This window comes from Paenibacillus sanfengchensis (genome assembly GCF_036864765.1).
Lineage (GTDB): Bacteria > Bacillota > Bacilli > Paenibacillales > Paenibacillaceae > Fontibacillus > Fontibacillus sanfengchensis.
In genome coordinates this window covers 71,039-97,752 of record NZ_JBAGJC010000001.1, presented here as the reverse complement: position 1 = coordinate 97,752, position 26,714 = coordinate 71,039, and the positions used below count along the sequence as shown (strand labels likewise).

Below are 26,714 nucleotides of genomic sequence, written 5' to 3'. Positions count from 1 at the left end.
CAAAGGAGCAATTGGGATGATCAATATTAAAAGCGCTTTCACTCGTTTGCCGATTCATCGCAAAATGATATTTCTTATTTCGATTTTAATGCTGTTTTGTTTTGGCTTCTACATATCCGTCCTTCAATACGTATTCAAGATTTACGACAAACAAATCTACGAGAAATCCTCCCAGGTTTTGAATCTGTCCTCGGTGGGGATCGAGAATCAACTGCGCGAGATGGCGAATCTGTCGTTTAAAGTCATGTCCGACGAGCAGCTGCAGAGTTATTTGCTGGAGCTCGAGAAAGCCGGCACGGTATATGCCAAAACGGCGCTGCGCAAAAAGATCACAAACCGCCTTGTCGCTTACGCGGGGTCGGAGAAATACGTCTATTCCATGCTGCTTATCGATAATGAAAATACGGTCATGGCCGCGGGCAACCGGGAAGGACTCCCGGTCTCCATGCTTCCTGAACTGGTATCGCTCGGACAGAGGAACGACGGTTCCAATTCCTGGTACACCGGGGGAGACCGCCAGGCCCGGCTGCTGTCGGTCCGGCAAATCCGGTCGTTTACGGAAGGCGCCTTCACGCTGGAGAAGCTAGGCACGCTGGTGATCCGAATCCGGGTCGACCGGATTGTGCAGGATCAGATGCAGGAGCCGGGGGAAGGTTCCCGGCTGGTCATCAGCGACGGCGCGGAGGTGCTCTATCCGTCGGACCCTCCCGTGGAGCAACGGGAAATCATGTCCGAAATGAAGCGGACGGAACCGTACGGGATCGCGCATTTTGAGCAGGGACGTTACTTTGTGGCGCGGGCTTTTTCCACGTATACGAATTGGGTGTATTTTTACATGACGCCCTACGACGAAATGTTCAAGCAGACCCAGTGGGTGAAGCGGCTGGTGATGGTTATTTTCGTGCTGATTTTGTTGACGGCCCTGATGGTCGGCGCCCGATTTGCCCGCAGCATCACCAGTCCGATCGCTCAATTGATCAAGAAGATGCGCAAGATTGAAAAAGGGGATCTGGACAACCTTGAGGAGGCGGCCTTTGGAACCCTCCCGGTCTCCCTTCAGGACGAAGTCGGCCAGCTATACCGCACCTTTACGATGATGATTCAGCGGATCCGCGAGCTGATCTTCGAGAATTACGCCAAGCAGCTGGTCATCCGTGAGACGGAGCTTAAGGCGCTGCAGGCCCAGATTAATCCGCACTTTTTGTACAATACCCTTGAATCGATTAACTGGCTGGCCAAAATGCAGAAGCAGCGTCAAATCTCCGAAATGGTGGAAGCCTTGGGTTTCCTGTTGAGGCATTCCTCCAATATGTCCGAGAAATGGATCACGCTGGAGCAAGAGCTGGAAATTGTACGCAATTATGTGACCATTCAGCGTTTTCGCTATGAGTATAGGCTGGATTTCGGCATGGAGGTCGCCCCCGGTTCCACCTGTGTCCTCATCCCTAAGCTTATATTGCAGCCGCTCGTGGAGAATTCGATTCATTACGGATTGGAGCCCCGGGTGGAGCCCTGCAGGATTCGGATTCGGGTAACGACCGAAGGTAAGCGGGTCATTTTAGAGGTGATGGACAACGGACCGGGCATGACCGCCGAATTTATGGAGCAATTGCGTGTCGGAAACGTCCAAACTCGGGGACAGGGAATCGGCTTGACCAACATTCGGGAACGCCTCAAGCTGGCCTACGGCAAAGAAGGGGCGTTTAGCATCGAAAGCCGCTCTGGAGAGGGGACGACCGTGAAGATCAGCATACCTTGGATCGAGGAGAGAGATACCGATGTACAAAGTCATGTTGGTGGATGATGAGCGCGTCATTTTGGAGGGCATGTCCCAGGTGGTGGACTGGGGAGCCGTCGGCGCCGAACTGGTGGATACGGCCAAAAACGGTCTGGAGGCTTTGGACAAAATGAGCGCTTCACGGCCGGATGTCGTGATCACGGACATTTCCATGCCGGGTCTGGACGGGCTTGGCCTGATCGAGCAGGCCTCGGCCGCTTATCCGCAGACGCGGTTTATCATGCTGTCCGGCTACAAGGAGTTTGATTACGCCCGCCGGGCGATGCGGTATGGGGTCAAGCATTATTTACTCAAGCCCTGCAACGAGCAGCAGATTCAGAGCGCCTTGTCGGAGCTGCTTCAGGAACGGCGGCGAATGGAGCGGCAGGAGCAGGCGGCGGGAGTGATCAAGCAGCGTCTGCAGCGCGTCCTTCCCCATGTGAAAGAGCAGTTTTTGCTCGAGTTCATCACCAACCAGACGTACGGTCCCTTGGAGGTCAAGTATTATCAGGAACTGTTCAATCTCGAGCTGGAGGATCATCCGATCCGGCTGCTGCTCTTGCGGATTGCCGGCGGTTACGACTACAATCATTTGTTCGCTCTTAAAAATATCGCCGGCGATCTGCTGCAAAGCGCACTGCTGAGCACGACGCTGGAGGGAAAATTGCTGTTGCTGCTGGCCGACCACAGCGGCCTGGACCGGCTGAAGACGGAGATCGAGCTTACGAGAACTACGTTCTCGCAGCTCTATAGCTGGAGGTGACGGCGGTTTTAAGCGAGGCGGACCGCATCGTCCACTCCCGGATGCTGTATAAACAGGCGCTGCTGTGTCTGGACCGTTATTACGGACTCGGCGGGGGGCGACTGATCATGCAGGAAGACACCGTGTTGAGCCGTCATACTTCAGTGGTGGAGAAAATGATCGACATTGTGGCCCGCCACTACCGGGAGGCGGATCTCACCCTGAACGGAGTAGCCCATCAAATGCTTTACATGAACCCGGATTACCTCGGAAAGATGTTCAAAAAAGGGACGGGCGAGACCTTCTCCAACTACTTGAACCGCTACCGGATCGAACGGGCCTGCGAGCAAATCCGCAGAGACGGGGATGTCAAGGTGTTCGAGCTGGCCGAAAAGTACGGGTTTGATGGAAATGCCCAGTATTTTAGCCAGGTTTTTAAAAAATGGACCGGCATGACCCCGACCGAATACCGAAAAGGCGGAATGGAGGAGAGGTAAGCGACACCTCTGTTTTTTGAACGATCAAGCCGGTTTTTTGTATTCAACCGGACGCGTACTTTTGCGAAAATGACGGTATCACCAAATTGGAAGCGCTGTCAAAAAACGCGAAAATCGACGTGAAAGGAAGAGATGGCATGAGGAAGAAAGGAAGTTGGATTGTATTGGCTCTTTTGTTGGCGGTGACCACAGCCTGCAGCTCGGGCGGCGGAAAGGGCGCCACGTCCGCCAATGGTCAGACCACCCTGCGGATCGCCTGGTGGGGTTCGGACGCGCGGCATGAATATACGCAGAAGGTCATCGATCTTTACAATGAGAAGAACCCGAATGTCAAAGTGGATGTCGAGTATGCTTCGTTCGATGATTACTGGAAAAAGTTGGCTCCTCAAGCGGCGGCCAACCAACTGCCCGATATCGTTCAGATGGATATTTCCTATATTAGCCAGTACGCGAAAAACGGCCAGTTGGAGGATCTGGCTCCTTATGTCGGCAAGCAGATCAACCTCGGCGATGTCAGCGAGAACGTGATCAGCACGGGATTGGTGAACGGCAAACAGTACGGCATTCCTTCCGGAGTGAATGTGCTCGGTTTTCATTATGACCCGGCTATCCTGAAAAAGGCGGGAATCGACGCGCTGCCGGAAAATATGAGCTGGGACACCTATGAAGAGACCGCGCTTAAGGCGGCCGCGAACAAGATCTATTTTGACGGCGGGGTGGCCCCCGATATCTTTTTCCATTATTATCTCCGTACCAAGGGACAATCCCTGTATAACGCCGAGGGAACGGCTCTAGGGTATGAGGACGACGCCTTGTTTGTGGATTTCTTCGGGCGCATGGCCCGTCTGATCGAAAAGGGGGCCGTTCCGTCTCCGGATCTGACCAACCAGACCAAAGGCATTATTGAAGAGTCGGACCTGGTCAAAGGCAAAGGAATCGGGATCTGGCAGTGGTCCAATCAATTCGTCGCCCTGCAGCAGGTCGCGAACCGTCCGCTTGAAATCGCGCCGATGCCGGGACCGGATATGGAGAAAGGGCTGTACATGCAGCCAAGTATGTACTGGGCGTTGACCTCCAACTCCAAGCAAAAGGAAGAGGCGGCCAAGTTTATCGATTTTTGGGTGAATGACGTGGAAGCCAACAAGCTGATTAAAGGAGAACGCGGGGTGCCGATCTCCGGCAAAATCAAGGAGGCCATCGCATCGGAACTAAGCGAACCGACCCGCCAGGTCTTCGACTTCGTAGCGGCCATGGAACCTAAGGCTTCGCCGATGAGTCCGCCGCCGCCGGTCGGTTCCCCCGAGGTGATCGCTTCCCTGACGGATATCGTGGAGGAGCTGAACTTCGGAAAGATCACGGTGGAGCAGGCGGCCAAGACATTCCGCGACAGCGCGAACGCCATCCTGGCCAAAAACAAATAGCGCAGCGGCTCCCGGAAACGGGAGCCCTCCGCAGGGGAGGGATTCGACTTGAGGCGGTATTCTTCTTTGCGAAGCGATCTGACGGGATATGCTTTTATCAGTCCGTTTATCATCGGCTTCATTGCGTTCACGCTCATTCCGATGTTCGTTTCGCTGTATATGTCATTTACCAGCTATAACTTGTTTACCGCGCCGGAATGGATCGGCCTGGAGAATTTCAAGCAGATGTTTTTGGGCGACCCGAAGTACTGGAATTCGGTCCGCGTCACGCTGCTGTATGTTTTTGTCGGTGTCCCGCTAAGGCTGGTATTTGCCTTGTTCGTCGCCATGATTTTGAATACGGGCTCCAGAATGGTGGGCACGTACCGAACGCTCTATTATCTGCCGTCCATCATCGGAGGAAGCGTCGCCGTGTCCATCATGTGGCGGAACATTTTCAGCAATGAAGGAGTCATTAACAGCGCCTTGACGGTCATCGGCATCGGTCCGGTCAGTTGGTTCGGAGACCCCGGCGCGGCCCTGGTTATGCTGATTTCCTTGTCGGTGTGGCAGTTCGGCTCGTCCATGTTGATTTTTTTGGCGGGGCTGAAAAATATCTCTCCCGAGATGTACGAGGCGGCCAGCGTCGACGGCGCGAACCCGGTACGCAAGTTTTTCCGCATTACACTGCCGCTCCTGAGCCCGATTATATTGTTCAATCTGATCATGCAGACGATCAGCGCCTTTATGACGTTCGTCCCGGCCTATATCATTTCCAAAGGGGAAGGCGGGCCGATGGACGGAACGATGCTGTATTCGCTTTATTTGTTCCGGCAGGCCTTTATGTTCAACAATATGGGCTACGCGTCTGCCATGGCTTGGGTGATGCTGTTGATCGTCAGTTTGTTGACGGCGGTTTTGTTCCTGACGTCCCGGTTCTGGGTGTTCTATGAAAATGAGGGAGGGAAGTGACGATGCGTACCTGGAAAAACATCAAATGGCCGGTATACCACGTGTTCGTTGCGGCCCTCGCTTTTCTGATGCTGTATCCCGTGCTCTGGATGTTGTTCAGTTCCTTCAAGGAAAGCCGGACCATCTTCGTCACGTCCGGCCGGTTGATTCCGGATAGCTGGATCTGGAGCAACTATGCCACAGGCTGGGCGGGAACGGCGGGATACCCGTTTTGGCATTACATTGGCAACTCTCTGGTCATTGTGGTCATCTCCACAATCGGGGCGGTCCTCTCTTCCTCGCTGATCGCCTTCGGCTTCGGCAGGTTGAAATTCCGGGGGCGCGGCCTCTGGTTTGCTCTCATGATGATGACCCTGATGCTGCCGCATGATGTCGTACTGGTGCCGCAATATATCATTTTCACCAAGCTGGGCTGGCTGAATACGATTTTACCGATCGTGGTCCCTACCTTTTTCGGCATGCCGTTCTTCATATTTCTGATGGTGCAGTTTATCCGGACGATTCCCAAGGAACTGGACGAAGCGGCCACGATCGACGGGTGCGGGAAGTTCAGATTGTATCTGCAAATCATAATGCCGCTCATTAAATCATCTTTGGCGACCGCCGCCATTTTCTCGTTCTACTGGCGCTGGGAGGATTTGCTCGGCCCGGTCTTGTACCTAAACTCGCCGGAGAAATATACCGTTTCGATGGCTCTAAAAATGTTCCTCGACAGCGAGTCCGCCTCTAACTGGGGCGCGATGTTCGCCATGTCCATCGTGAGCCTGGTTCCGGTCGTGACGGTATTCTTCATCTTCCAAAAGCAAATTGTCCAAGGGATGAGCACCAGCGGTCTGAAGGGATAAACCCGGGAGTTCCCGCGTTTATATTATAGGGGGCGAATGCTTCCGGCCTTTTTTAAGCATGACGTGGCCGTCGACAACCATGCCCGCTCGGGCCAAAGTTCATTGAGTTTTGTGAAGGAGGGGCTTCTGGATCTCATCATGGAACGGATCAAGCCCGGAGATTTCCTGTTTGTCCAATTCGGGCACAACGATGAGAAACCGGACGCGTCCCGCCGCACGGAGCCGTTTGGCACCTTTCAGGACCAGCTTAACATGTATTTGAAGGCCGCCCGGAGCAAACAGGCGACTCCCGTGCTGATCACCCCCGTCCACCGGCGGTACTTTCAGGAAGACGGTACGCTGCAGGATACGCACGGGGACTACATCACGGCGATCCGCGAACTGGCCGCCCAGGAGGCGGTTCCTTTGATCGATCTCGCCGAGCGCAGCCGCCGCCTGTTCGAGGAAGCCGGAGTTGAAGGCAGCAAGGATGACTTCATGTGGGTGCTTCCCGGGGAGTTTATGAACTTTCCGGCCGGCGTGGAGGATAACACACACTTTCAGGAGCGGGGTGCCCGGCGCCTGGCCGTGCAGGTAGCGGAAGCCATCCGTGAGCTGCGCCTGCAGCCGCTGCATATGTTTTTGCGGTAATTCGGGATATGCAATCTTGTACTTAGGGAAGGAGAAGATGGAATGCCTGCACTTCAATTTGACGAAGAAGAAATCAAGCAGATCATCGACCGCGTCGTAGACCGTACCTTTCGGATGGACTTCAGCTGGGATTGGCCGGGGGGCGTCGCTTTTTACGGGGTTTGCGAAGCTTATGACGCTACGGGGAACAAAGCCTACCTGGATCGGCTCAAGGCCTGGGTGGACGAAAACATCGAGGACGGGTTGCCGAAGCTGTCGGTGAACGGCGTGTCCATCGGGCATTGCTTGCTGACGCTGCACGAGGCTACCGGGGAAGAGAAGTACATGGATATCGCCAAAGAGATGGCCGAATTTCTGACGCATCAAGCGGAGCGGTTTGCCGAGGGGGTTTTTCAGCATACCGTGAATTCGCTGCATGATGTTTTTCCGCAGCAGGCCTGGGTGGATACGATGTTTATGGCCGGGTACTTTCTGTTGCGAATCGGTAAACGTCTCGGCAATAAGGAGTATTTCGAGGACGGATTAAACCAGTATCACGGGCATGAGAAATACCTGCAAGATCCCGATACCAATCTGTACTATCACGGGTGGGATCATGTGAATCAGAACTGGATGTCCGGCATGTATTGGGCCAGGGGAAATTCCTGGGCCGCGCTGACGATGTCCAAGGCGCTGCAATTGATCGAGGTCCAGCATCCGTCCTATATGATCATCGACGGCTCCCTGCGAGACCAATTAAGTGCGCTGGTCCGGCTGCAGTCGCCGGAAGGTCTCTGGTACACCATCGTCAATGACGAGGAATCCTACCTGGAAACCTCCGGCTCCGCCGGAATTGCGACCGCTTTGCTGATGCAGGGACGTTTGTACAACAAGTACGCCCAAAAGGCGATCGACGGCATCCTTGCCCGGATCAAGCCGGACGGCACGGTGACCGGCGTGTCCGCAGGCACCGCGGTCATGCATGATGCGGAAGGGTACCGAAACGTGCCTTGCAAACGTATTCAGGGATGGGGGCAAGGGCTGGCGCTGGCTTTTCTGGCCCAATTGCTGCGAACAAAGGAGAATCCGTATGGATAAAGGATACAGGGCAAGTGGCCACACGTACTGGGTGATCCCAGACGGGTACATCCCCCCGGACAGCAGCGGGAGCCTGGAAAGCCATGAAAGCGTATGCGTGCTGAATACGGGGGCGGAGGAGGCCGTGCTTCAAGTGACGGTATACTTCGAGGACCGCGAACCGCTCGAAAGGATCGAATGTGTAGTCCCGGGCCGGCGCACCAAGCATATCCGCACCGCCTCCCTTCAAGCCGGGGAGGAACGCATTCCGGCCGGGGTGCCGTATGCGATGACCTTCACCAGCAATGTTCCGGTGATCGTGCAGTACAGCCGGCTCGATACGACGCAGCCCGAGCTGGCCTTGATGAGCGTAATGGCGTATCCGGTTGCAGAAGGATAAGGCGAGGGACGTTGCCGCCGCAATAGAGAGCCGCTGAGGGGAGAGCACCTCAGCGGCTTTTCCATGGCTCGCTCAGTAACAGGAAAATCTCCCGATATTTTTCCGCTTTTGCCCTTTGGATCCGAAATAGAGGGAAAAGCTCCATCTATTTCTCGGCACAACCGGTGATATCTGCATTTTCGGGCGAATTAGCGGGAGTTTTTCCAGGTAATTGTCTATGCAGCCGCATGTGCGTACGATTACCGGGAAGAATTCCCGTTAATCGGGTCGACCCCTGGCAAATTCCATGTCATGGGACCGAAATAGCCCCTACGATTTCCGTTAGAGTTTGAATCCCCTCTTTTTGATGCAAATAGCGGCTATTAGGTCCGAGTAAACGGCGTTTCAGGCGAGGGACGACCGCCTACCGCCAGTCTGATCCGGAGCGGTGCAAAAATGGATTGCGCCCCAAGAAAGGCAGTGATACACTGGTACGCGTATCCAAATTGTCAGGACAGGACGTGTCCCGCCAGATGAATGCCATTCTCCGTTTCTATCGGAATCATTTAAAGCGCAAAATGTTTAACCGGATCATTTTGCTGTATTCCGCCATCATCGTGATACTGTTTCTGATTGCGGCCGTTATGGTTTACCAGTACCAGGTGCAGCGCGTCATTCGGGAGGAAACAGAAGCGAATTTGAAAACCGCGCATATGTTGAGCATCTATTTGAACCGCCAGTATGAGAACATCCAAAACATGGTGGAACACATATACGGGGATGCCGCACTAAGCGATGATCTGGTTTATTTTTTGAATAACCGATACGAAGCCTATTTAAGTCACAGGCTGAACCTGTTCAGCAGGCCGGGGGAGCCGCGGACGTCTTCGTTTGCGAGCTTGTTGAAATCCTATCTGGAACAGAACCCCGAGGCTAAGGGGGCGACGGTGTTCAGTTATTCCGAGAACTTCTATATGCAAATACGGGAGGAGAATCAGCAGCTCCAATATGAAAACGGTTCCAAAACGGACTGGGAGGCCTGGTACGCACGCCGCCGGAGTTTTTCGTGGGATACGTTTCAAGCTTATGGCGCTTTTCCGGGGCAACCTGGCGAGAACTATCCACGAAGCTATTCCTACACACGCGAGCTTCAGGACCCATGGACCTTGAAAAAGGTAGGGATGCTGATGATCGATTTCGACACCGAAGCTTTGACGAGCTGGCTTAACAGCCGGGCAACGGATGGACGCGGTCGGTTTTTGGTCATCACGGGGGAGGGGATCGTCATTTATGATTCGCAGGCCACAGGAGGGTACTTCGGCCGAAAATACCCGCACTTGTCCAGGCTGGATCCTACAGCGAAATGGGTGGAGCTGGATGAGAAATCCAGAGTGAATGTGCTAAGTGCCGGGAATGCGGCTTTGTCCGTGGTCGGCGTTGTCTCCGAGTCCGTGATTCAGGGAAACCTCAAGAAATTAAGGAACGCCCTGACGGTTGCGGCCCTGTTGTTTATGACGGTCGGATTTTCGGTCACGTTTACGATGATGAGACGGTACTCCAAAAAGGTGGGGCGTATTATCCGATCCATGAGCCGGATCGGGGAGGGAGATCTGTCCACCCGAATCCATATGCCCGGCGAGGATGAATTGCAGCAAATTTCCGTAAGAGTGAACGACATGTGTGAGCGGCTGGAGAGTTACATCGACAAAGTGTACAGTTCCGAAATCAGGCAAAAGCATGCCGAGTTGGTAGCCCTGCAATCCCAAATCAATCCGCACTTTTTGTACAACACCTTGGAATCTATCAGGATGAAGGCATATACCCAGGGAGCCGGGGAGGTGGGGAGGATGATTTACAGTCTATCCGTCATGTTCAAAAGTATGGTTAAAAAAGATACGGTCGTATCGCTGGAGGAAGAGATCGAGTTGTGTTCCTTGTATCTGGATCTCCTGCGGATCAGGTATGAGGGGCGCCTGAAGGTAAACATCGCCGCGGAACCGGATATTGCCGACTGCCGAATGATGAAATTGCTCGTTCAGCCGTTGATCGAGAACTATATCGTCCACGGGTTCCGATCGCTCGACGATGACAATGAGATTTCGATTGATGCCGGAGAGGACGGGGGCCGAATCGTCATTACCGTGCGGGATAACGGCAAGGGAATCGCGGAGGAGCGGCTCGCCGGAATTCATCAAAGCCTGTCTTCATCACCCTCCTCGCGGCTCGCTGGGGGGGCCGGGTCCATCGGACTGGTGAACGTGCATGAGCGAATCCGGATGAATTACGGGGAAGAGTACGGTCTTACGCTCCATAGCAAGGAAGGGCAGGGGACCTTGGTGCGGATGGAACTGCCGATGATCAGAGAGGGAGTTGTGCGATGAAAAAAGCGCTGTTTGTCGACGATGAGCCATTGATCGCGCAAGGGCTGAGTTCGATTCTGGACTGGCGGCAATACGGGATCGAGATCGCCGGAAGCGCCAATGATGGAGTGAGCGCCCTTGAGCTAATCCGAAAACAACCGGTCGATTTGCTGGTAACGGACATTATGATGCCCCGGATGAACGGATTGGAGTTAATCCGGGAGGTCAAGGAGTCGGGAGCTCATACCAAGTTTATTGTATTGAGCGGGTATGAGGAATTCGAGTACGTCAAGGCCGGCATTCGGCTAGGCATTGAAAATTATATTTTAAAACCGATTAATCTCGACGAGTTCGAAGGTACGATCCGGCAAATCCGAACGGAATGGGACATGGACGATCAGCGCAGAACCCGGTTTCATACAGACTGGGAGGTTTTGCGAAGCCATGTTTTTCAGCGCTGGGTTGCGGGAGAGATCGGGAGCCGGGAATTTAAACAGCGGGCGGAACTGTTGGGCCTGTCTTTGGAAAGTACGGGGTTTACCCTGTACGCGGTAAGCCCCCTTTCTGCCGATGATCCGGACTTTTACACATATAGTAACCATCTCGGCTCCGGACGGATGCTGGAGAGTGCGCAATCCGGAGAAACCGTCTGTTTTATGGACGCTGACGGGGATCTGATTCTCATTGAGGTCTCCCGGGAGCCGGCTTTGGGAGGCATCGTGCCGGGCGGGCTGCGGGAAGCGGCCGAACAAGAGGACTCGCCGGGTAAGCCGCGATTCTGGATCGCTAAAGCCAAGACCGTTAGCGATTATAAAAGCGTGCCCGCCGCCTATGAACAAGCCAAGTCGGTTTTTCGTCATTATTTGCTGCCGGGCGGTGAACCGGGCTGTATCACCGAGGCCGGCAACCTATCGGGGGAAACGGAACCGGTCGGAAGAGTATGGGATCCGGGCGCTTACCTCCAGCTGTTGGCGGAAGGATGGACAGAGCGGGTGCGGCAATTTATCGAGGAGGCATTTCCCGCAGCGGGCGGCGGAGAGCCTGTCTTCAGGAAACACTGCATCAATACAGCGATTCAGCTTATGATAGCCGCTAAGGAAAGGGAGGGGAATCCCGATTACAGCGAGATCTTTTCCCCGCTGGGACGGATTCGCACTTTGCCGGGACTGATTCGGCATGTGAAGGAGGTCGTGAAGCAAACGCTCGGGAAGCAGGAGGACAGGCGCAGCCGCTACACTCCGCACGTGGCTTTTCTGGTGGAGCAGGTGCAGCGGCGTTACGCCGAGGAACTGTCTTTAAAAACGCTAAGCCAAAAAGCCGGACTGCATCCGTATTATTTGGGGCAGCTCTTTCAGCAGGAGGTCGGGACCCGCTTTCCGGATTACGTCAACACCTACCGGATCGAGGTAGCGGCCCGGCTTCTGGTGCATACAGAGCAAAAAACCTCGGACATCGCACGAGCGGTCGGCTATCCGGACACCTCTTATTTCTATCGCCAGTTTAAAAAATATACGGGGGTATCCCCGACGGAACTCCGACAAATGTACAATAAATAAATTCCCGATCGTGATTTTCGCAGCGGGCGCAGCTTACCAAGCTGGCCCGCTTTTTTTGATCCTTTAATTTCTCCATAGAAATTTAAGGTTTTTCAACTTGTTAATGATAGCGCTTACTTGCGACAATGGAGGTAGTTCGGACGGCGAAGGAGGAAGAGAACGTGTCGGCATTTTGGAAGAAAGTCGTCAGAAATCGGACGCTGCTGTTATTGGTTTTCCCGGGAACCTTGTGGTTCCTCATTTTTGCTTACTTGCCGATGTTCGGGTCGGTCCTGGCCTTTAAGGATTTCCGGATCAGCAGGGACGGTTTCTTTGCCAGCGTGTTCCACAGCGAATGGGTCGGGTTCAAAAATTTCGAGTATTTGTTTACGACCAGCGATGCCTATGTCATCACCAGAAATACCATTCTGTACAATGTGGCCTTTATTTTTCTCGGGCTTGTCATCTCGGTCGGTTTCGCCATCCTGTTGAGCGAACTGCTGAACAAGCGGCTCGCGAAAATATATCAAACCGGGATGTTCCTCCCGCATTTCCTGTCCTGGGTCATTATCAGCTACTTTGCTTTCACATTCCTGAGCGTGGACAAGGGAACTTTGAATCAGCTTCTCGTTCATTTCGGCGGGGAACGGGTCAGCTGGTACGCGGAGCCCCGGTTCTGGCCCTTTATTCTTGTGTTTGTTGGCATCTGGAAAGGAGTGGGCTATAACAGCGTGATCTATCTTGCCGCCATTACGGGAATCGACAAGTCCTATTATGAAGCGGCTGTCATCGACGGGGCGACCAAATGGAAGCAGATCCGCTACATTACGGTACCCTTGCTTAAGCCGCTTATGATCATTTTGACGATTTTGGCGATCGGCGGAATTTTCCGCTCCGACTTCGGATTGTTTTATCAACTGCCGAAAGACGCGGGGGCTTTGTATCCGGTGACCAATGTCATCGATACGTTCGTTTATCGCAGTCTGATTAATATGGGGGATATCGGGATGAGTACCGCCGCTGGTCTATACCAATCCCTGGTGGGTCTTATTCTGATCCTAACCGCCAATGCCATCGTCCGAAAGATTGAAAAAGAGCATGCCATTTTTTAAATCGCGGGAGGATGATCCTCATGACCACACTACCATCGATGCGAAGTGAAAACCCGCAGGGTACCCGAGCACGTCGGGATCGGGACTATAACGCCATTTCTCCTTTTTGGAATGGAGTGTTTAACGCGGTGATCGGACTTTTTTCCTTCTCCTGCGTCTTTCCGTTTCTGTTCGTGATCCTTATCTCGCTGACCGATGAACAGACGTTGGCGTTGGAAGGATTCAGTCTCTGGCCGAGCAAATTCAGTACGGAGGCCTACCGTTACATTTTTCAAAGCGGAAATGAACTTTTGGCTTCGTTCGGCGTCACTCTGCTGGTTACGGTCGTCGGTACGCTGCTAAGCCTCGCACTCGTAACGACTTACGCCTACGCCGTTTCCAGACGCAGCTTTGAATTTCGGGGAATATTCAGTTTTTTGGCGTTTTTTACGATGCTGTTTTCGGGCGGGATGGTGCCCGGCTATATTGTCATGACCCAGTATCTGCATCTGCAAAATACGATCGGGGCGCTGATCCTGCCGCTTTCGCTGAGCGCCTTTTCGATCATTGTGATGCGCACGTTCTTTCAGACGACGGTTCCCGAAGAGATCATCGAGTCCGCAAAAATGGACGGAGCCGGGGAACTGCGTACATTTGCGGGCATAGTGCTTCCCGTATCGCTGCCGGGCATCGCCACGATCGGATTATTCAGCTCGCTCGGCTACTGGAATGACTGGTTTAATGCCCTGCTTTACTACAACAAACCGGAGTTAACTCCGCCGCTGCAATACATGCTGATGCAGATTGAGAAGAACATGGACTTTTTAACGAAAAATGCTCAAAACTTGGGTGGCTTTGATGCGGCTGCCGGCCTTCCGACCGAAACGGTTCGAATGGCTATGGTGGTGCTGGCTACTCTTCCGATCGTGCTGGCATATCCGTTTTTCCAGCGGTATTTCGTGCAAGGTCTGACCGTAGGGTCAGTGAAAGGATAATGGTTTAGGTGCGGTACCCATGATGACAATCAAATGATGTGGAGGGGGAAAAAGAATGAAGCGCAGAAAGTCGATGTTGTTATCTTTGTTAACATTGATGTTCCTAGCGTCCGTTGTCCTGACGGGGTGTGGCGGCGGGAAGGAGAGCCGCGGCGGTCCGGCCAAAGAACAGGAAGCCGTTCAGAGCGACGGGACCGTGGATGTCTCCAAACTGGATCCGGTAACCTTGAAGCTGTATTTGATCGGTCCCACGCAGAAAGATCTGCCCAAAGTGCAGGAGGAAATCAATAAATACCTCACCGAAAAGATCAATGCCAAGGTGGAAATCACCATGATCGATTGGGGCGACTATAGTCAGCGCATGCAGGTTATTACCAGCTCAGGCGAGGATTACGATATCGCGTTTACTTCATCGTGGGCTTTCGATTATTTGCCGAATGCGGCCAAAGGGGCATTTATGCCGCTCAATGATCTGCTGGATCAATATGGGCAAGGAATCAAAGAGGTATTGGACCCGCGTTTTCTGGAAGGCACGAAAGTAAAGGGAGTCAATTATGGGGTTCCCGCCAATAAGGAATTGGCCCAACAATTCGTCTGGCGGTTCAACAAGAAGTACTTGGATAAATACCATCTCGATATCTCCGGTGTTACGACACTGGAGGACCTGGAGCCGCTGCTCCAAACGATCAAAGACAACGAACCCGCGGACATTACGCCGCTGGCGGTACCCAAAACGTTTAAGCCCTACCTGCCGTTTGACTTTATTTTGGGCGACGAAGTACCGGTAGGGATGTATATCGATACGAAGGATCATAAGTATGTTAATATCCTGGAATCACCGGAATTAAAGGCGGCCCTGAAGACGATGCGGAAGTATTATCGGGCCGGCTATGTCCGGGAAGATATCGCCACGCTGGAGGGCATCGATAACATGAAGACCGGCAAATGGCTGGTCGACCGGGAAATTACACAGCCGTATGCCGAGCTCGGATGGTCAAGAAGCGCCGGATACGACATTGTTACGAGGCCGATGCACCAGCCGATTATCTACACCAGTTCCGCCGCAGGCTCCATGCATGCCATCTCGTCTTACTCAAAAAATCCCGAACGGGCGATGATGTTTCTGAACTTGCTGAATACCGACGCTTATTTGCGCAATCTGATTCAATACGGCATAGAAGGCGTGCACTACAAAAAGCAAGATGCCCCCTATATCGAAGACCTTCCGGCCATGCACGAAAATTATGCCATGCCGGGTTTTGCGCTCGGGAATATGTTTCTGACCTACCTGCATGAAGGCGAACCGAAGGATAAATGGGATGCGTTCGAGGAGTTCAATAGCTCCGCCATCGTGGCGCCTACGTTTGGTTTTAATTTTGATACGGCTCCGGTGAAGACGGAGGTGGCCGCGGTCACCAATGTGGCTAAAGAATTTATTCCTGCCCTGTATACCGGTTCGGTGGACCCGGACGAATATCTGCCCAAAGCGCTGCAGAAATTCAAAGACGCGGGAATCGACAAGGTCATCGCGGAGGCGCAAAAGCAATTTGATGCCTGGAAAGCCGAGCAAAAATAAACTTTTAACGCGAAAAGGGAGGCCAGGATGAATGAGAAAGCGAAGAGCAGGTTGGGCAAAAAAGGCCGGCATCACGCTGCTGGCGGTAGCGATTCTTGGAGTTCCGACACCCGCGCAGGCGGCGCAGCCCCACTCGTCCTACTGGTATCCGGACACGCTGCTGGAATGGTCGCCGGCCGCGGATCCGGACGCGGCATTCAACCGGGGGACAGTGAAACTGCAAAATGGCCGTTTTATCGGGGAACGCGTCAATCCCCATGCCAGACCCGAGGCAAAAGTCATCGCTCTTTCCTCCATGTACCCGAGCACGAGCGGAGCTCCGTCACAGGGTTCGGACCAGTTTCATACCTATACCTTCGGTTTTTGGCAGTACATCGACAAGCTTGTCATGTGGGGCGGCTCGGCCGGAGAAGGACTGATTGTCCCGCCCAGTGCGGATGTGATCGATGCCGCTCACAAAAATGGGGTTCCCGTTTACGGCACCGTGTTCTTACCGCAGACCGAGCATGGTGGGAAGATCGAATGGATGCGCGATCTTCTGCGTCAGCGGGAAGACGGTACATTCCCGGTGGCGGATAAGCTGATTGAGGTCGCCCGTTATTATGGTTTCGACGGTTGGTTTATCAATCAGGAGACACAGGGAGGCACGCCGGAGGACGCCCGGAACATGCAGTCGTTTCTCACCTATTTGCAACGGATCAAGGATCCGGGGATGGAAATCATTTGGTACGATTCGATGATTGACGAAGGTCGGATTGGGTGGCAGGGAGCTCTGACGGGGAAGAATGAAATGTTCTTCCAAGACGGGAAGAACAGGGTCTCTGATGCGATGTTCCTGGATTTCCGGTGGCAGCGCCAGAACCATGCTTCCGGGAATCATGGAGAGCGGAGCGCTTACCAGAGCTCTCCGGCCAAAGCGGCTGAGCTCGGACGCAGCCCTTATGATCTTTACGCAGGTATCGATGTTGAGGCGAGAGGCTATGAAGGCACTTACAATTGGCCGGTCCTGTTTCCGGACGGGGCGAAGGCTGTGACATCCCTTGGCATTTACCGCCCGGATTGGGCGTTTAATGGAGCCGGCGATCATGAACAATATCTTGAACGGGAGGAACGGTTCTGGGTGGGGATGGATAACACTCCGGCCGCATCCGCCGGTAAGCCGGCGGGTGCGGCATGGGACGGAATCGCTCACTTTATCGTCGATAAGAGTGTCATTGCCGGTCCCGAGTTCATCACCCATTTTAATACGGGGAATGGGCACAGGTTTGCGGTGAACGGCAAACCCGTCAGAGAACAAGATTGGAGCAACCGCAGCCTTCAGGACATTTTGCCTACATGGCGCTGGATTACGGAGTCCATAGGCTCCGGGAAGACGCTCCAACCTTCCTTCGATTTCTCGACATCTTTCTATGGAGGAAGCTCGTTGAAGGTGGCGGGAACCTTGGAGCAGGACACCGCGACTCATGTGAAGCTGTACAAGACCGCAATTCCGCTAGAAGCAGCCACGGAGTTGTCGGTGATCTATCAAGCGGACGGGAACGCGGGACGGATTGAAATTGGAGCCGCCTTTTCGGACCAACCCGATAAAGTGATCTTCTTTCAACCGACCCGGCTGACGGCGGTAAGTGAAGACGGCACCTGGAAAAAGGGAACCGTCCGGCTCAAGAAGTACAAGGGGCGAACGATCAGCAGCCTGTCGCTTAAGTTTTCGGCCGATACCACGATTGCGGAGTACCGGGTGAATATCGGCCAGTTGGCCGTGACACGGAAACAGGAGCCTGGGAAGCCGCTCCGGCCGGTTCACGGATTGAAGGTCACGGACAACGATTTCCGGGACGGCATCTACGGGGACACGCGGCTGGCGTGGGAAGCTCCCAAACAGGAAGAGGCGGTGCTGCACTATGAAATTTATCGCGTTCGTCCGGATGGGCGCCGGGAATTGATGGGGGTAACGGGGAACACGGTTTATTATGTACCGGAAATGAAGCGGCTGGAAAAAGAAAGCGAGACGAAGCTTGAGGTGATTCCGGTAAACCGGCGATATGAGCGGGGCAAATCCGCCTTCGTCAACTTTGCGTGGCCGAGTTATCCGAAACCGGTCGCGGCCTTTGAGGCGGACCATACCTTGATTGCACCAGGCGGGCGGGTCCGGTTTACCGACCGGTCCTCCGAAGTCACGGAAAGCTGGGCATGGAGCTTTCCCGGCGGCGAGCCGTCCTCCAGCACCGACCGAAACCCGCAGGTCACCTATTCGCAGGAAGGCACGTATGAGGTGATTCTGCGGGCGGCAAATGAAGTCGGGGAGGATGTGGCCAAACGGCAGTACATTACCGTGACGCGGGAAGCCGCCGGCGGCGTTACCGATCTGGCACGAGGAAAGGAGGCTACCGCTTCCAGTTATGTTAACGAGAAAGAAGCGCCCCCGTTTGCCCTGGATGGAGACGACAAAACGAAATGGTGTGCGGTGGGCGAGCCCCCGCATACGCTGACCGTTGATTTTGGGGCAGCCCGGAAGGTGAGTCAGTTCATCGTGAAGCACGCCGAGGCGGGGGGCGAACCCGCGGCTTTCAATACCCGTTCGTTCCGTATCCGGCTCAGCCTGGACGGAACGAACTGGACCGATGCCGTCGAGGTCGCCGATAACAAGTCCGGCGTAAGCAAGCATGCGATCACGCTGACGGAAGCCCGCTATGCCCGCCTGATCGTGGAAAAACCGACTCAAGGCGGCGACACCGCCGCGCGAATCTATGGGTTTGAAGTGATGGGTTTGGAGTGAAACTTGAACGGGCCGCTGTAGGAAGTCTACAGCGGCCCGTTCAGTCTGTCTCACTACGGGGATTGACTTCTCGGCAAGTGTGCTATAATAAGAGCGATTTTTCATTGACATCCTTAAGAAGATATGAAATGAAGGTGCTGATGCTTAGCTATGAATAACCGTCAAAAAGAGATTCTCCGCATGTTGCTCTCCGAACCCCGTACCTCCTTCGTAGTACGGGACATTGCCGTACGGTTAAATTGTTCGGAGAAGACGATCCGCAACGATTTCGATGAAATCGAGCGGGATTTATCCGAGGTCTCCCATGCCAGAATCATCCGGAAACCCGGGATCGGGGTGGTCTTGGAGGCGGAGGAGCAGGAAAGGGCGAAAATCGCAGATTATTTCCTTTGGTCGGCCCGGGGTAAGGAATACCCGGAGGACAAAAACCGGACGGCCGCTATCGCTTATCGGCTTTTGATGGAGACGAAGCCGGTGACTCTGCAGGAGCTTGCTGACGCACACTTTGTTAACAAATCGGTCATCAAGAAAGAATTGGACAGCCTGGGCCCCTGGCTGGAACAGTATTGCCTTGCCGCCGTTTCCAAGCAAAAGGTAGGGGTTACGCTCGAAGGGAAGGAAAGGGACAGACGTGCCGCACTGTCCAGGCTATCCCAGTTGACAACCGGCACGGGCCATTCTTTTATCAAAGAACAATTCTCCGCCCATGAGGTTGAGCTCGTTGCCGGGGCGCTCAAGGAGCTGGAACAAGACGCTCAACTGTCTTTTACGGATGAGGCGTTCGATAATTTGCTGGTTCATACTCTGCTGATGATTCGGCGAACCAAGCTGAAGCAGCCGATCAATTTTTCCGATCAAGAGAAGAGGTTTGCCCAAGGCAAAAAAGAGTTCAGCAGAATGGAGGAATTCACCGGGAAACTGGAGCGCAGGTTCGCCGTTCGCTTCAATGAAGACGAAGTCGCTTATTTGACGGCGCATATGATGGGCGCCAAAATCCGGTCCCAGGCCCGTATCGACGCTGTGGATCCCGGGGAGGATTCGGCCCGGGACAGAACTCAGGCAAGAGAGTTTGCGGAGAGATTAATCAGAAAAGTATCCGCTTTAACTTTGATCGAATTTGCCGGTGATGCCGACTTGGCGGAAGGTCTGAGCATTCATTTGTATTCCACAATCAACCGGCTGGTTTACGGGCTTACCGTTTCCAACCCGATGGTTCACGATATCAAGAAAATGTACCCTTACATGTTCGATATGGTGATTTACGCGGCAAAAGAAATCGGCGGAGGCTACCCATTCATACTTCCCGAGGAAGAAGCGGCGTATCTGACGCTCCATTTCCAGGCGGCGGCCGAACGTATAAACAAGCCGGTAAATCGGGTAAAACAAGTGATAACCGTTTGCCATATGGGCGTAGGGATGTCACAAATTTTGCGGAGCAAACTGGAACGCAAGTTTCCCGAATTGCTCGTATTGGATTCGGTCCGCAAAGCCGATTTGCCGCAGTATTTGCCCCGCCACCGGGTTGATTTTATCGTCTCTACAACGCCCTTGGAAAATACAAGCGTGCCTTACATCCAAGTGTCCCCCCTGCTGGAAGCGGGCGAGGTGAAGAAAATCGCTAATTTTATCGGAGCGTTGGAGGAATCCGCGGTTCCGACAAACTCATCGGGCTCCATATTGCAAATGTATACCTCTCCGTCGTTGATCTTCCCGCATGTACAGGTGGACCACCGATACGAGTTGATCGAAATGTTGGCGAACGAGCTATATTCCCAGGGATTTGTCGAGCAGGACTATGCCCATCAGGCGCTGCTAAGGGAAAGACTTTCGTCCACGTCCATCGGCGGAGGCATCGCGATTCCTCATGGGGACCCGAAATTGATCAGAGAGTCGCGGATCGCGGTCGCTACTTTAAAGGAGCCGTTGGATTGGAAGGAAGAGAAAGTGTCCGTTGTGTTCATGCTCGCGCTTGGGCCAGGGGATCAGGAACATTTAAAGAAATTGTTTCAGCGCTTATCCTTGCTCAGCGAACAGCCCTCAACGATCGAGCGGTTGGTACAGGCCGCCACCCCCGAAGAATTGATACGTTCTCTTTGAACATCCGGCAAAAAAAACGTTTTTTTCCGGAGCTGCGGTAATAATAAAAGATTTTCAGCTGATTTTTCTGCGGTATTATAACATTGCAAGCGGTTACTATTATGTGAATAAGGGGATAGAGATATGAAACTGTTGTCCATTACCTCATGTCCGAATGGGATTGCCCACACGTATATGGCGGCGGAAAATTTGCAAAAAGCCGCAGATAAATTAGGCGTAAGCATGAAGGTCGAAACGCAAGGTTCGATCGGGGTGGAAAATCAATTTACCGCAGAAGAAATCCGCGAGGCGGACGCTATCATTATCGCCGCGGATAAATCGGTCGACAAAAGCCGGTTTGTCGGAAAAAAACTGCTGGTCACCGGCGTGCAGGAGGGGATTCGCAACCCGGAAGCGCTCATTCAAAAAGTGATGAACGGCGAGGTGCCGGTGTATCGCGGTCAAGGAGACGGGGAGAAAGGAAGTGCCCCGCAGGCCGCCGCGAAACAGCAGAATACATTCTACCGGCATTTGATGAGCGGCGTGTCCTACATGATTCCGTTCATCGTGGTCGGAGGGCTGCTGATCGCGATCGCGCTCTCGATCGGCGGCGTACCTACGCCGGGCGGGTTGCAAATTCCGGAAGATTCCTTCTGGAAAACGATTGAAAAGCTGGGCGCTGCGTCTTTCGCGTTCATGGTTCCTATGCTGGCCGGATTCATCGCCTTTAGTATCGCGGACAGACCCGGGCTGGCGCCGGGGATTATCGGCGGTTACATCGCCGCGAACGGCAGTTTCTACGGCAGTGAAGCCGGAGCCGGTTTTCTCGGCGGGATTGTCGCCGGGTTTCTCGCGGGCTATGTAGCTTTGTGGATCAAGAAATGGAAAGTTCCAAAGGCGATTACCCCGATTATGCCGATCATCATTATTCCGGTTCTGTCTTCGTTAATCGTCGGGTTGGCTTTCATTTACCTGCTGGGCGGTTCGATTGCGCAAGTATTCGAAATGTTAACCAACTGGCTGGCCGGTATGCAGGGAACGAGTTCCATTCTGCTGGCCTTGATTTTGGGAGCGATGATTTCGTTCGACATGGGCGGACCGGTCAACAAGGTGGCGTTTATGTTCGGCTCCGCCATGATTGCGGAAGGCAACTATGAGATCATGGGTCCGATCGCCGTGGCGATCTGTATCCCGCCGATCGGTCTGGGTCTGGCTACGTTTCTGTTCAAACGTAAGTTCCATAATGCGGAAAGAGAGTCCGGCAAGGCGGCGTTTACGATGGGCCTGTTCGGGATTACCGAGGGAGCGATTCCGTTTGCGACGCAAGATCCTTTGCGCGTTATCCCGAGTATCATGATCGGGTCCATGACAGGCTCCGTGATTGCCATGTTCGGCAATGTCGGAGACCGGGTGGCGCATGGCGGACCGATCGTTGCCGTCCTGGGCGCGGTGGATAATATCATCATGTTCTTTGTGGCGGTAATTGTCGGTTCGATTGTGACGGCCTTGATGATTAAGTTGCTGAAAAAAGACCAAGTGGAACTTCAACCGGCCGGGATTGAAGAGGCCGTGGTTGAACCTGCCAAGTTTGAACCTGCAGTAGAGGTGAAAACAGAACGCACGAGCACTGTTATATCCGATGAGCCGCATCAGCCGGTTAAAAAGCTGACGGATATCATCAACCTGGATCTGATTGAAACATCCCTCGCGGCGGAAACCCGCGACGGAGTGATCGATGAAATGATTGCGAAATTGGATGCTCAGGGAGTGCTCACATCGCCTGCCGAGTTCAAGACCGCCATTTTGAACCGTGAGGCGGAAAGCTCTACGGGCATCGGAATGAGCGTAGCTGTCCCTCACGGGAAATCGGCCGCGGTACTGAAGCCGAGTGTGGTATTCGGGCTGAAGCCGGAGGGCGTGGATTGGAGCAGTGCGGACGGCGAGCCCGCCAAGCTGGTCTTTATGATCGCCGTTCCTGCCGAGAACAAAGGCAATGAGCATTTGAAAATTTTGCAGATGCTGTCCCGTAAGCTGATGGATGATGATTTTAGAGAACAGCTCATAAAAGTGAAGTCAAAACAGGAAGCTTTCAGCTTGTTGGATCAGATTCATTAAAAAGAGGGACCGTGCCAAGCCGTAAAAGCGGCTGGGCGCGGTCCTTTTCTTTGATCGTTGAGCTAATGCACCTTCAAAAAAACTGATAACAGCGAAATTCCAGCATATGAAATTAACTTGATTTGCATCTTTTCCCGCATTCCTTCGGGGATCGGCTTAAATACCTGCAGATTTGCATCTTTTTGGAGTTGGGAGTGTTGGCCAGGAGATGCAGGGGTCCAAACCGCCTGAGGCGACACCTTTGTAATTCGGTTATTCATCCATTATAAACCCGTTTTTTTGCTCCGGGAAGCGGTCGGTTTCCAAAGAAATGCAGGATATCGGGCTGTTTCGGGTATGTTATACATATGGAATCCGAGACGAAGGAGGCGTTGCGGCAATGAACCCGAAATGGTGGAAAGAGAGCGTGGCATACCAGATTTATCCGATCAGCTTCATGGACTCCAATGGGGACGGGATCGGGGATCTTCGCGGCATTATCTCCAAGCTGGATTATTTGAAAGACCTTGGCGTCGATGTCATCTGGGTATGCCCGATCTATAAATCCCCCAATCATGACAACGGTTACGACATTAGCGATTATTGCGACATCATGAAGGAATTCGGCACGATGGAGGATTTTGACCTGATGCTGAAAGAAATCCATATCCGCGACATGAAGCTGATGATGGACCTGGTGCTGAATCACACGTCCCACGAACATCCCTGGTTTCAGGAGTCCCGGAAATCCAAGGATAATCCGAAGCGGGATTTCTACATATGGCGCAAAGGAAAGCACGGAGCTCCACCGAACAACTGGGAATCTTATTTCAGCGGTTCGGTTTGGGAGTATGATGAAGCTACGGATGAATACTATTTGCACCTGTACTCCAAGTATCAGCCGGATTTAAACTGGGAAAATTCCGAAGTCGTCGATAAGCTTCACGATATGGTCGAGTGGTGGCTGAAAAAGGGCGTGGACGGCTTCCGTTTCGATGCCATCGCGCACATTGTGAAGCAGCAGGGGCTTCCCGATGCCGAAAATCCGCATCAGACCACGACGGTGCGGGCGTACGAGATGTTCTCCAATCTGGATGATGTGCATACCCTGCTGCAAAATTTGTATGACAAAGTGCTCTATTTTTACGATATTATGACGGTGGGCGAAACTTCCGGATTAGGTCCCGAACAGGCGCTGGATTATGTGGGCGACGGACGCCGCGAGCTGAATATGACCTTCCAGTTTGAGCACATGTTCCTCGACGCCGCTTCCGCGGGCAGCGGGAAATGGGACGCCGTTCCCTGGAGTCTGATCGAGCTGAAAAAAGTAATGAGCAGTTGGCAAACGGTGCTCCATAACCGGGGATGGAACGCCAACTATCTCTGCAACCATGACCAGCCGCGTTCGGTCTCCCGATTTGGCAACGATATGACATGCCGCGTACCTTCGGCAAAAATGCTTGCCACCTTTATTCATACGCTGGAAGGTACGCCGTATATATATCAGGGAGAAGAAATCGGTATGACCAATGTGGCTTTCGATTCCATCGATGAATACCGGGATGTCGAAACTCTGAATTACTATGAAGAGAAGCGGCAGAGCGGAGTGCCCGAAGAAGAAATCATGCGAGCGATTCACAGGAAAAGCCGGGATAACGCCCGGACGCCGATGCAATGGGACGCCACGGAGCATGCGGGTTTCACGACGGGGACGCCATGGATCAAGGTGAACTCCAACCACATGGAAATCAATGTGGTTCAAGCCATGAAAGAGCCGGATTCAATCTATCATTATTACAAAAAACTGATCCAACTGCGCAAGAAGCACAAGGTGATCGTTTACGGGCAGTATAATCTGCTTTTACCGCTGCATGAAGAGATTTACGCCTATACGCGCACGCTCGAAAATGAGGTGATGCTGGTCATTTTGAATTTCTTCGGCAAAGAGCCGATCTTCGAAATGCCCGAAGGACTCGATCCCCGGGGGGTGGAACTGTTGATCGCCAATTACGAGCCGAGAAAGGGAGAGGACTTGGCCCGATTGAAACTGCGCCCGTTCGAGGCGCGGGTTTATTTGCAAAAGCTATGAAGAGTTTATAGGGGGTGCGTATGAAAATCGGAGTTGTTTCTGACACGCATATGCCGAAAAAAGGAAAGATGCTGCCGCCTGCGCTTATTGCGGCATTTCGGCACGTCGATCTTATCATTCATCTGGGCGATTGGACCTCGCTCATGGTGTATGATCAGTTGGCGGCTCTGGCCCCGGTCGAAGGAATCGCGGGCAACAACGACCCCATAGAAATCGTCGCGCGCTTCGGCTACCGGAAGATTCTAACTTTGGGCCCCGGCCGGGTGAGGGTCGGCTTGACCCACGGGCATTTGCCGGAAGGGCGGGGGACGGCCCGGGAAAAAGCGGTGCGGGCGTTTCCGAACGAACGCCTGGACGCGGTCTTGTTCGGGCATTCCCACAAGCCGCTGCTGGAGCGGGCGAACGGGATGCTGCTGTTTAATCCGGGATCTCCGACGGACAAACGGAGGCAGAAATACTATTCGGCCGGAATTCTACATTTGACGGATTCGGGATTAACGGCCAAGCATCTCTATTTTGAAGCGAAGTAACAGGGCCCTGGCGGGGCTCTTTTTTCTTATGATATGAATAAGCAAACCCGTTGACGGATAATTGACCACCATTTAATATAGGAATAATACTTGCTTTAATACTTTCATCTATAAAAGCGGTGATAGGGTCATGCTTCTACAGTCTAAACGATTGAAGCGACAAATTTCCACAAAGGAGAGGGGATCTAGAATGAAATTCAGGAAGAAGCTCAGCATGTTTCTGGCGGTATCGGCTTTGTTGGTAGGTGTGGTAGGGTGCGGCAACAATGGTGGAAACACGGCGAATACCCCGGGAGGTTCGGGCGGAGAATCGGCTCCGGCGAACACCGGGACCGCGGCGGAGACGGAAGGCAAAACGTACAAAATAGCGATTTCGCAATATGTGGAACACCCGTCCCTGGACGCTACGCGCGAGGGTTTCATGGCGGCGCTTAAGGATGCCGGGCTGGTTGAGAACGAAAACCTGAAGGTGGATTACAACAACGCCCAGGCCGACTCGACCAACAATATGTCCATCGCGCAAAAAATCGCCGGAGAAAAGTATGATCTGGTGCTGGCCATCGCCACGCCGCCGGCCATTGCGGTAGCCAGTCAGGTTAAAGAATCGCCGATCCTTTTTGCGGCGGTCACCGATCCGCTCGATGCCAAGCTTGTCGATAATTTGGAGAAGCCGGGCGGCAACATTTCCGGCGCTTCCGATACAAACCCGGAGGCGATTTCCAAACTCATGGATTTTATCGCCGCGAACTTCAAAGATGTCAAAAATGTCGGCGTCATTATGAATCAAGGGGAGCCGAACGCCGTCGTCATGACCGGTTTGGCCGAGAAGGCGCTGGAGAAGCACGGGATCAAGCTCGTCAAAGCTTCCGTTACCAACACGTCCGAGGTCAAACAAGCGGCCGAATCGCTCGTGGGGCGCGTGGACGCTATCTATATAACCCTCGATAACACCGTTGTTGAAGCGGTCAATACGGTCATTCAGGTCGCCAACGAGCACGATCTTCCTTTCTTCTCCAGCGATCGCGATACGGTTGAGAACGGAGCGTTTGCCACCGTCGGATTCAAGTATTACGATCACGGCTACCAGGTCGGCCAAATGGCGGTGGAAGCCTTGAAGAACGGCAAGAAAGTCGGTGATATGAAAGTAACGGTGCCGGATAAGCTGGACGTGATTATGAACCTGAAAGCGGCCTCCGAACAAGGCATTGAAGTGACCGACGCCATGAAAGACCAGGTACAGGACAAGGAGAATAACATCATCGAATAGGTGTGGATGTTTGGCTGAACTTTTAGG

The 26,714-nt window shown here is 53.4% G+C and carries 19 protein-coding genes and 1 pseudogene; all 20 read left to right on the top strand.

Annotated features, from left to right (window positions below):
- Positions 1-16 precede the first annotated feature (16 nt).
- The 20 genes and pseudogenes from V4U84_RS00425 (at position 17) to V4U84_RS00335 (ending at position 26,687) form a co-directional block, all read left to right on the top strand.
- Positions 17-1,804 carry a sensor histidine kinase gene (locus V4U84_RS00425; protein ID WP_334072822.1) on the top strand — a complete coding sequence of 596 codons (1,788 nt, stop codon included), beginning with the start codon at positions 17-19 and terminating at the stop codon, positions 1,802-1,804.
- Positions 1,779-2,540, top strand: a complete 762-nt coding sequence (locus V4U84_RS26875; protein ID WP_416367193.1) for a response regulator — start codon at positions 1,779-1,781, stop codon at positions 2,538-2,540. Before V4U84_RS00425 ends, V4U84_RS26875 begins: the two co-directional genes overlap by 26 nt.
- On the top strand, positions 2,537-3,016 hold the full coding sequence (locus V4U84_RS26870) for a helix-turn-helix transcriptional regulator (RefSeq protein ID WP_416367192.1): 480 nt from the start codon (positions 2,537-2,539) through the stop codon (positions 3,014-3,016). The genes V4U84_RS26875 and V4U84_RS26870 overlap by 4 nt, the downstream gene beginning before the upstream one ends.
- A 137-nt stretch (positions 3,017-3,153) precedes the next feature.
- A complete protein-coding gene (locus V4U84_RS00415; RefSeq protein ID WP_334072821.1) occupies positions 3,154-4,437 on the top strand; it encodes an ABC transporter substrate-binding protein in 1,284 nt (427 codons plus the stop codon).
- Positions 4,438-4,485: 48 nt separating this feature from the next.
- A complete protein-coding gene (locus V4U84_RS00410; RefSeq protein WP_334072820.1) occupies positions 4,486-5,388 on the top strand; it encodes a carbohydrate ABC transporter permease in 903 nt (300 codons plus the stop codon).
- A 2-nt stretch (positions 5,389-5,390) separates the two neighbouring features.
- Entirely contained in the window at positions 5,391-6,233 is an 843-nt protein-coding gene (locus tag V4U84_RS00405) for a carbohydrate ABC transporter permease (protein WP_334072819.1), read from the top strand.
- Between the two features lie 30 nt (positions 6,234-6,263).
- Positions 6,264-6,863: pseudogene (locus V4U84_RS00400) on the top strand (rhamnogalacturonan acetylesterase); the annotation flags it as partial.
- A gap of 42 nt (positions 6,864-6,905) precedes the next feature.
- A complete protein-coding gene (locus tag V4U84_RS00395; RefSeq protein ID WP_334072817.1) occupies positions 6,906-7,940 on the top strand; it encodes a glycoside hydrolase family 88/105 protein in 1,035 nt (344 codons plus the stop codon).
- Entirely contained in the window at positions 7,933-8,319 is a 387-nt protein-coding gene (locus tag V4U84_RS00390; protein WP_334072816.1) for a sensory rhodopsin transducer, read from the top strand. Before V4U84_RS00395 ends, V4U84_RS00390 begins: the two co-directional genes overlap by 8 nt.
- Positions 8,320-8,759: 440 nt before the next feature.
- The gene (locus V4U84_RS00385; RefSeq protein WP_334072815.1) at positions 8,760-10,679 is read left to right on the top strand and encodes a cache domain-containing sensor histidine kinase; all 1,920 of its coding nucleotides are present in this window, start codon (positions 8,760-8,762) and stop codon (positions 10,677-10,679) included.
- Positions 10,676-12,214, top strand: coding sequence for a response regulator transcription factor (locus V4U84_RS00380; RefSeq protein WP_334072814.1), 1,539 nt, complete (start codon positions 10,676-10,678; stop codon positions 12,212-12,214). Before V4U84_RS00385 ends, V4U84_RS00380 begins: the two co-directional genes overlap by 4 nt.
- 161 nt (positions 12,215-12,375) lie before the next feature.
- Positions 12,376-13,305 (top strand): ABC transporter permease, encoded by a 930-nt coding sequence (locus tag V4U84_RS00375; protein ID WP_334072813.1) that lies wholly within the window; start codon positions 12,376-12,378, stop codon positions 13,303-13,305.
- 20 nt (positions 13,306-13,325) lie between these two features.
- On the top strand, positions 13,326-14,279 hold the full coding sequence (locus V4U84_RS00370) for a carbohydrate ABC transporter permease (protein WP_334072812.1): 954 nt from the start codon (positions 13,326-13,328) through the stop codon (positions 14,277-14,279).
- A gap of 55 nt (positions 14,280-14,334) precedes the next feature.
- Positions 14,335-15,855, top strand: coding sequence for an ABC transporter substrate-binding protein (locus tag V4U84_RS00365; protein WP_334072811.1), 1,521 nt, complete (start codon positions 14,335-14,337; stop codon positions 15,853-15,855).
- Positions 15,856-15,886: 31 nt separating this feature from the next.
- Entirely contained in the window at positions 15,887-18,631 is a 2,745-nt protein-coding gene (locus V4U84_RS00360) for an endo-beta-N-acetylglucosaminidase (RefSeq protein WP_334072810.1), read from the top strand.
- A 150-nt stretch (positions 18,632-18,781) separates the two neighbouring features.
- Complete coding sequence (locus tag V4U84_RS00355; RefSeq protein ID WP_334072809.1) at positions 18,782-20,728, top strand: BglG family transcription antiterminator; 1,947 nt, start codon at positions 18,782-18,784, stop codon at positions 20,726-20,728.
- Positions 20,729-20,851: 123 nt separating this feature from the next.
- Positions 20,852-22,822 carry a PTS fructose transporter subunit IIABC gene (locus tag V4U84_RS00350; RefSeq protein WP_334072808.1) on the top strand — a complete coding sequence of 657 codons (1,971 nt, stop codon included), beginning with the start codon at positions 20,852-20,854 and terminating at the stop codon, positions 22,820-22,822.
- A 379-nt stretch (positions 22,823-23,201) separates the two neighbouring features.
- On the top strand, positions 23,202-24,890 hold the full coding sequence (locus tag V4U84_RS00345; RefSeq protein WP_334072807.1) for a glycoside hydrolase family 13 protein: 1,689 nt from the start codon (positions 23,202-23,204) through the stop codon (positions 24,888-24,890).
- A 20-nt stretch (positions 24,891-24,910) separates the two neighbouring features.
- The gene (locus tag V4U84_RS00340; protein ID WP_334072806.1) at positions 24,911-25,420 is read left to right on the top strand and encodes a metallophosphoesterase family protein; all 510 of its coding nucleotides are present in this window, start codon (positions 24,911-24,913) and stop codon (positions 25,418-25,420) included.
- A 190-nt stretch (positions 25,421-25,610) separates the two neighbouring features.
- Positions 25,611-26,687: an ABC transporter substrate-binding protein gene (locus tag V4U84_RS00335; protein WP_334072805.1), complete on the top strand. Its 1,077-nt coding sequence runs from the start codon at positions 25,611-25,613 to the stop codon at positions 26,685-26,687.
- The last annotated feature ends 27 nt before the right edge of the window (positions 26,688-26,714 follow it).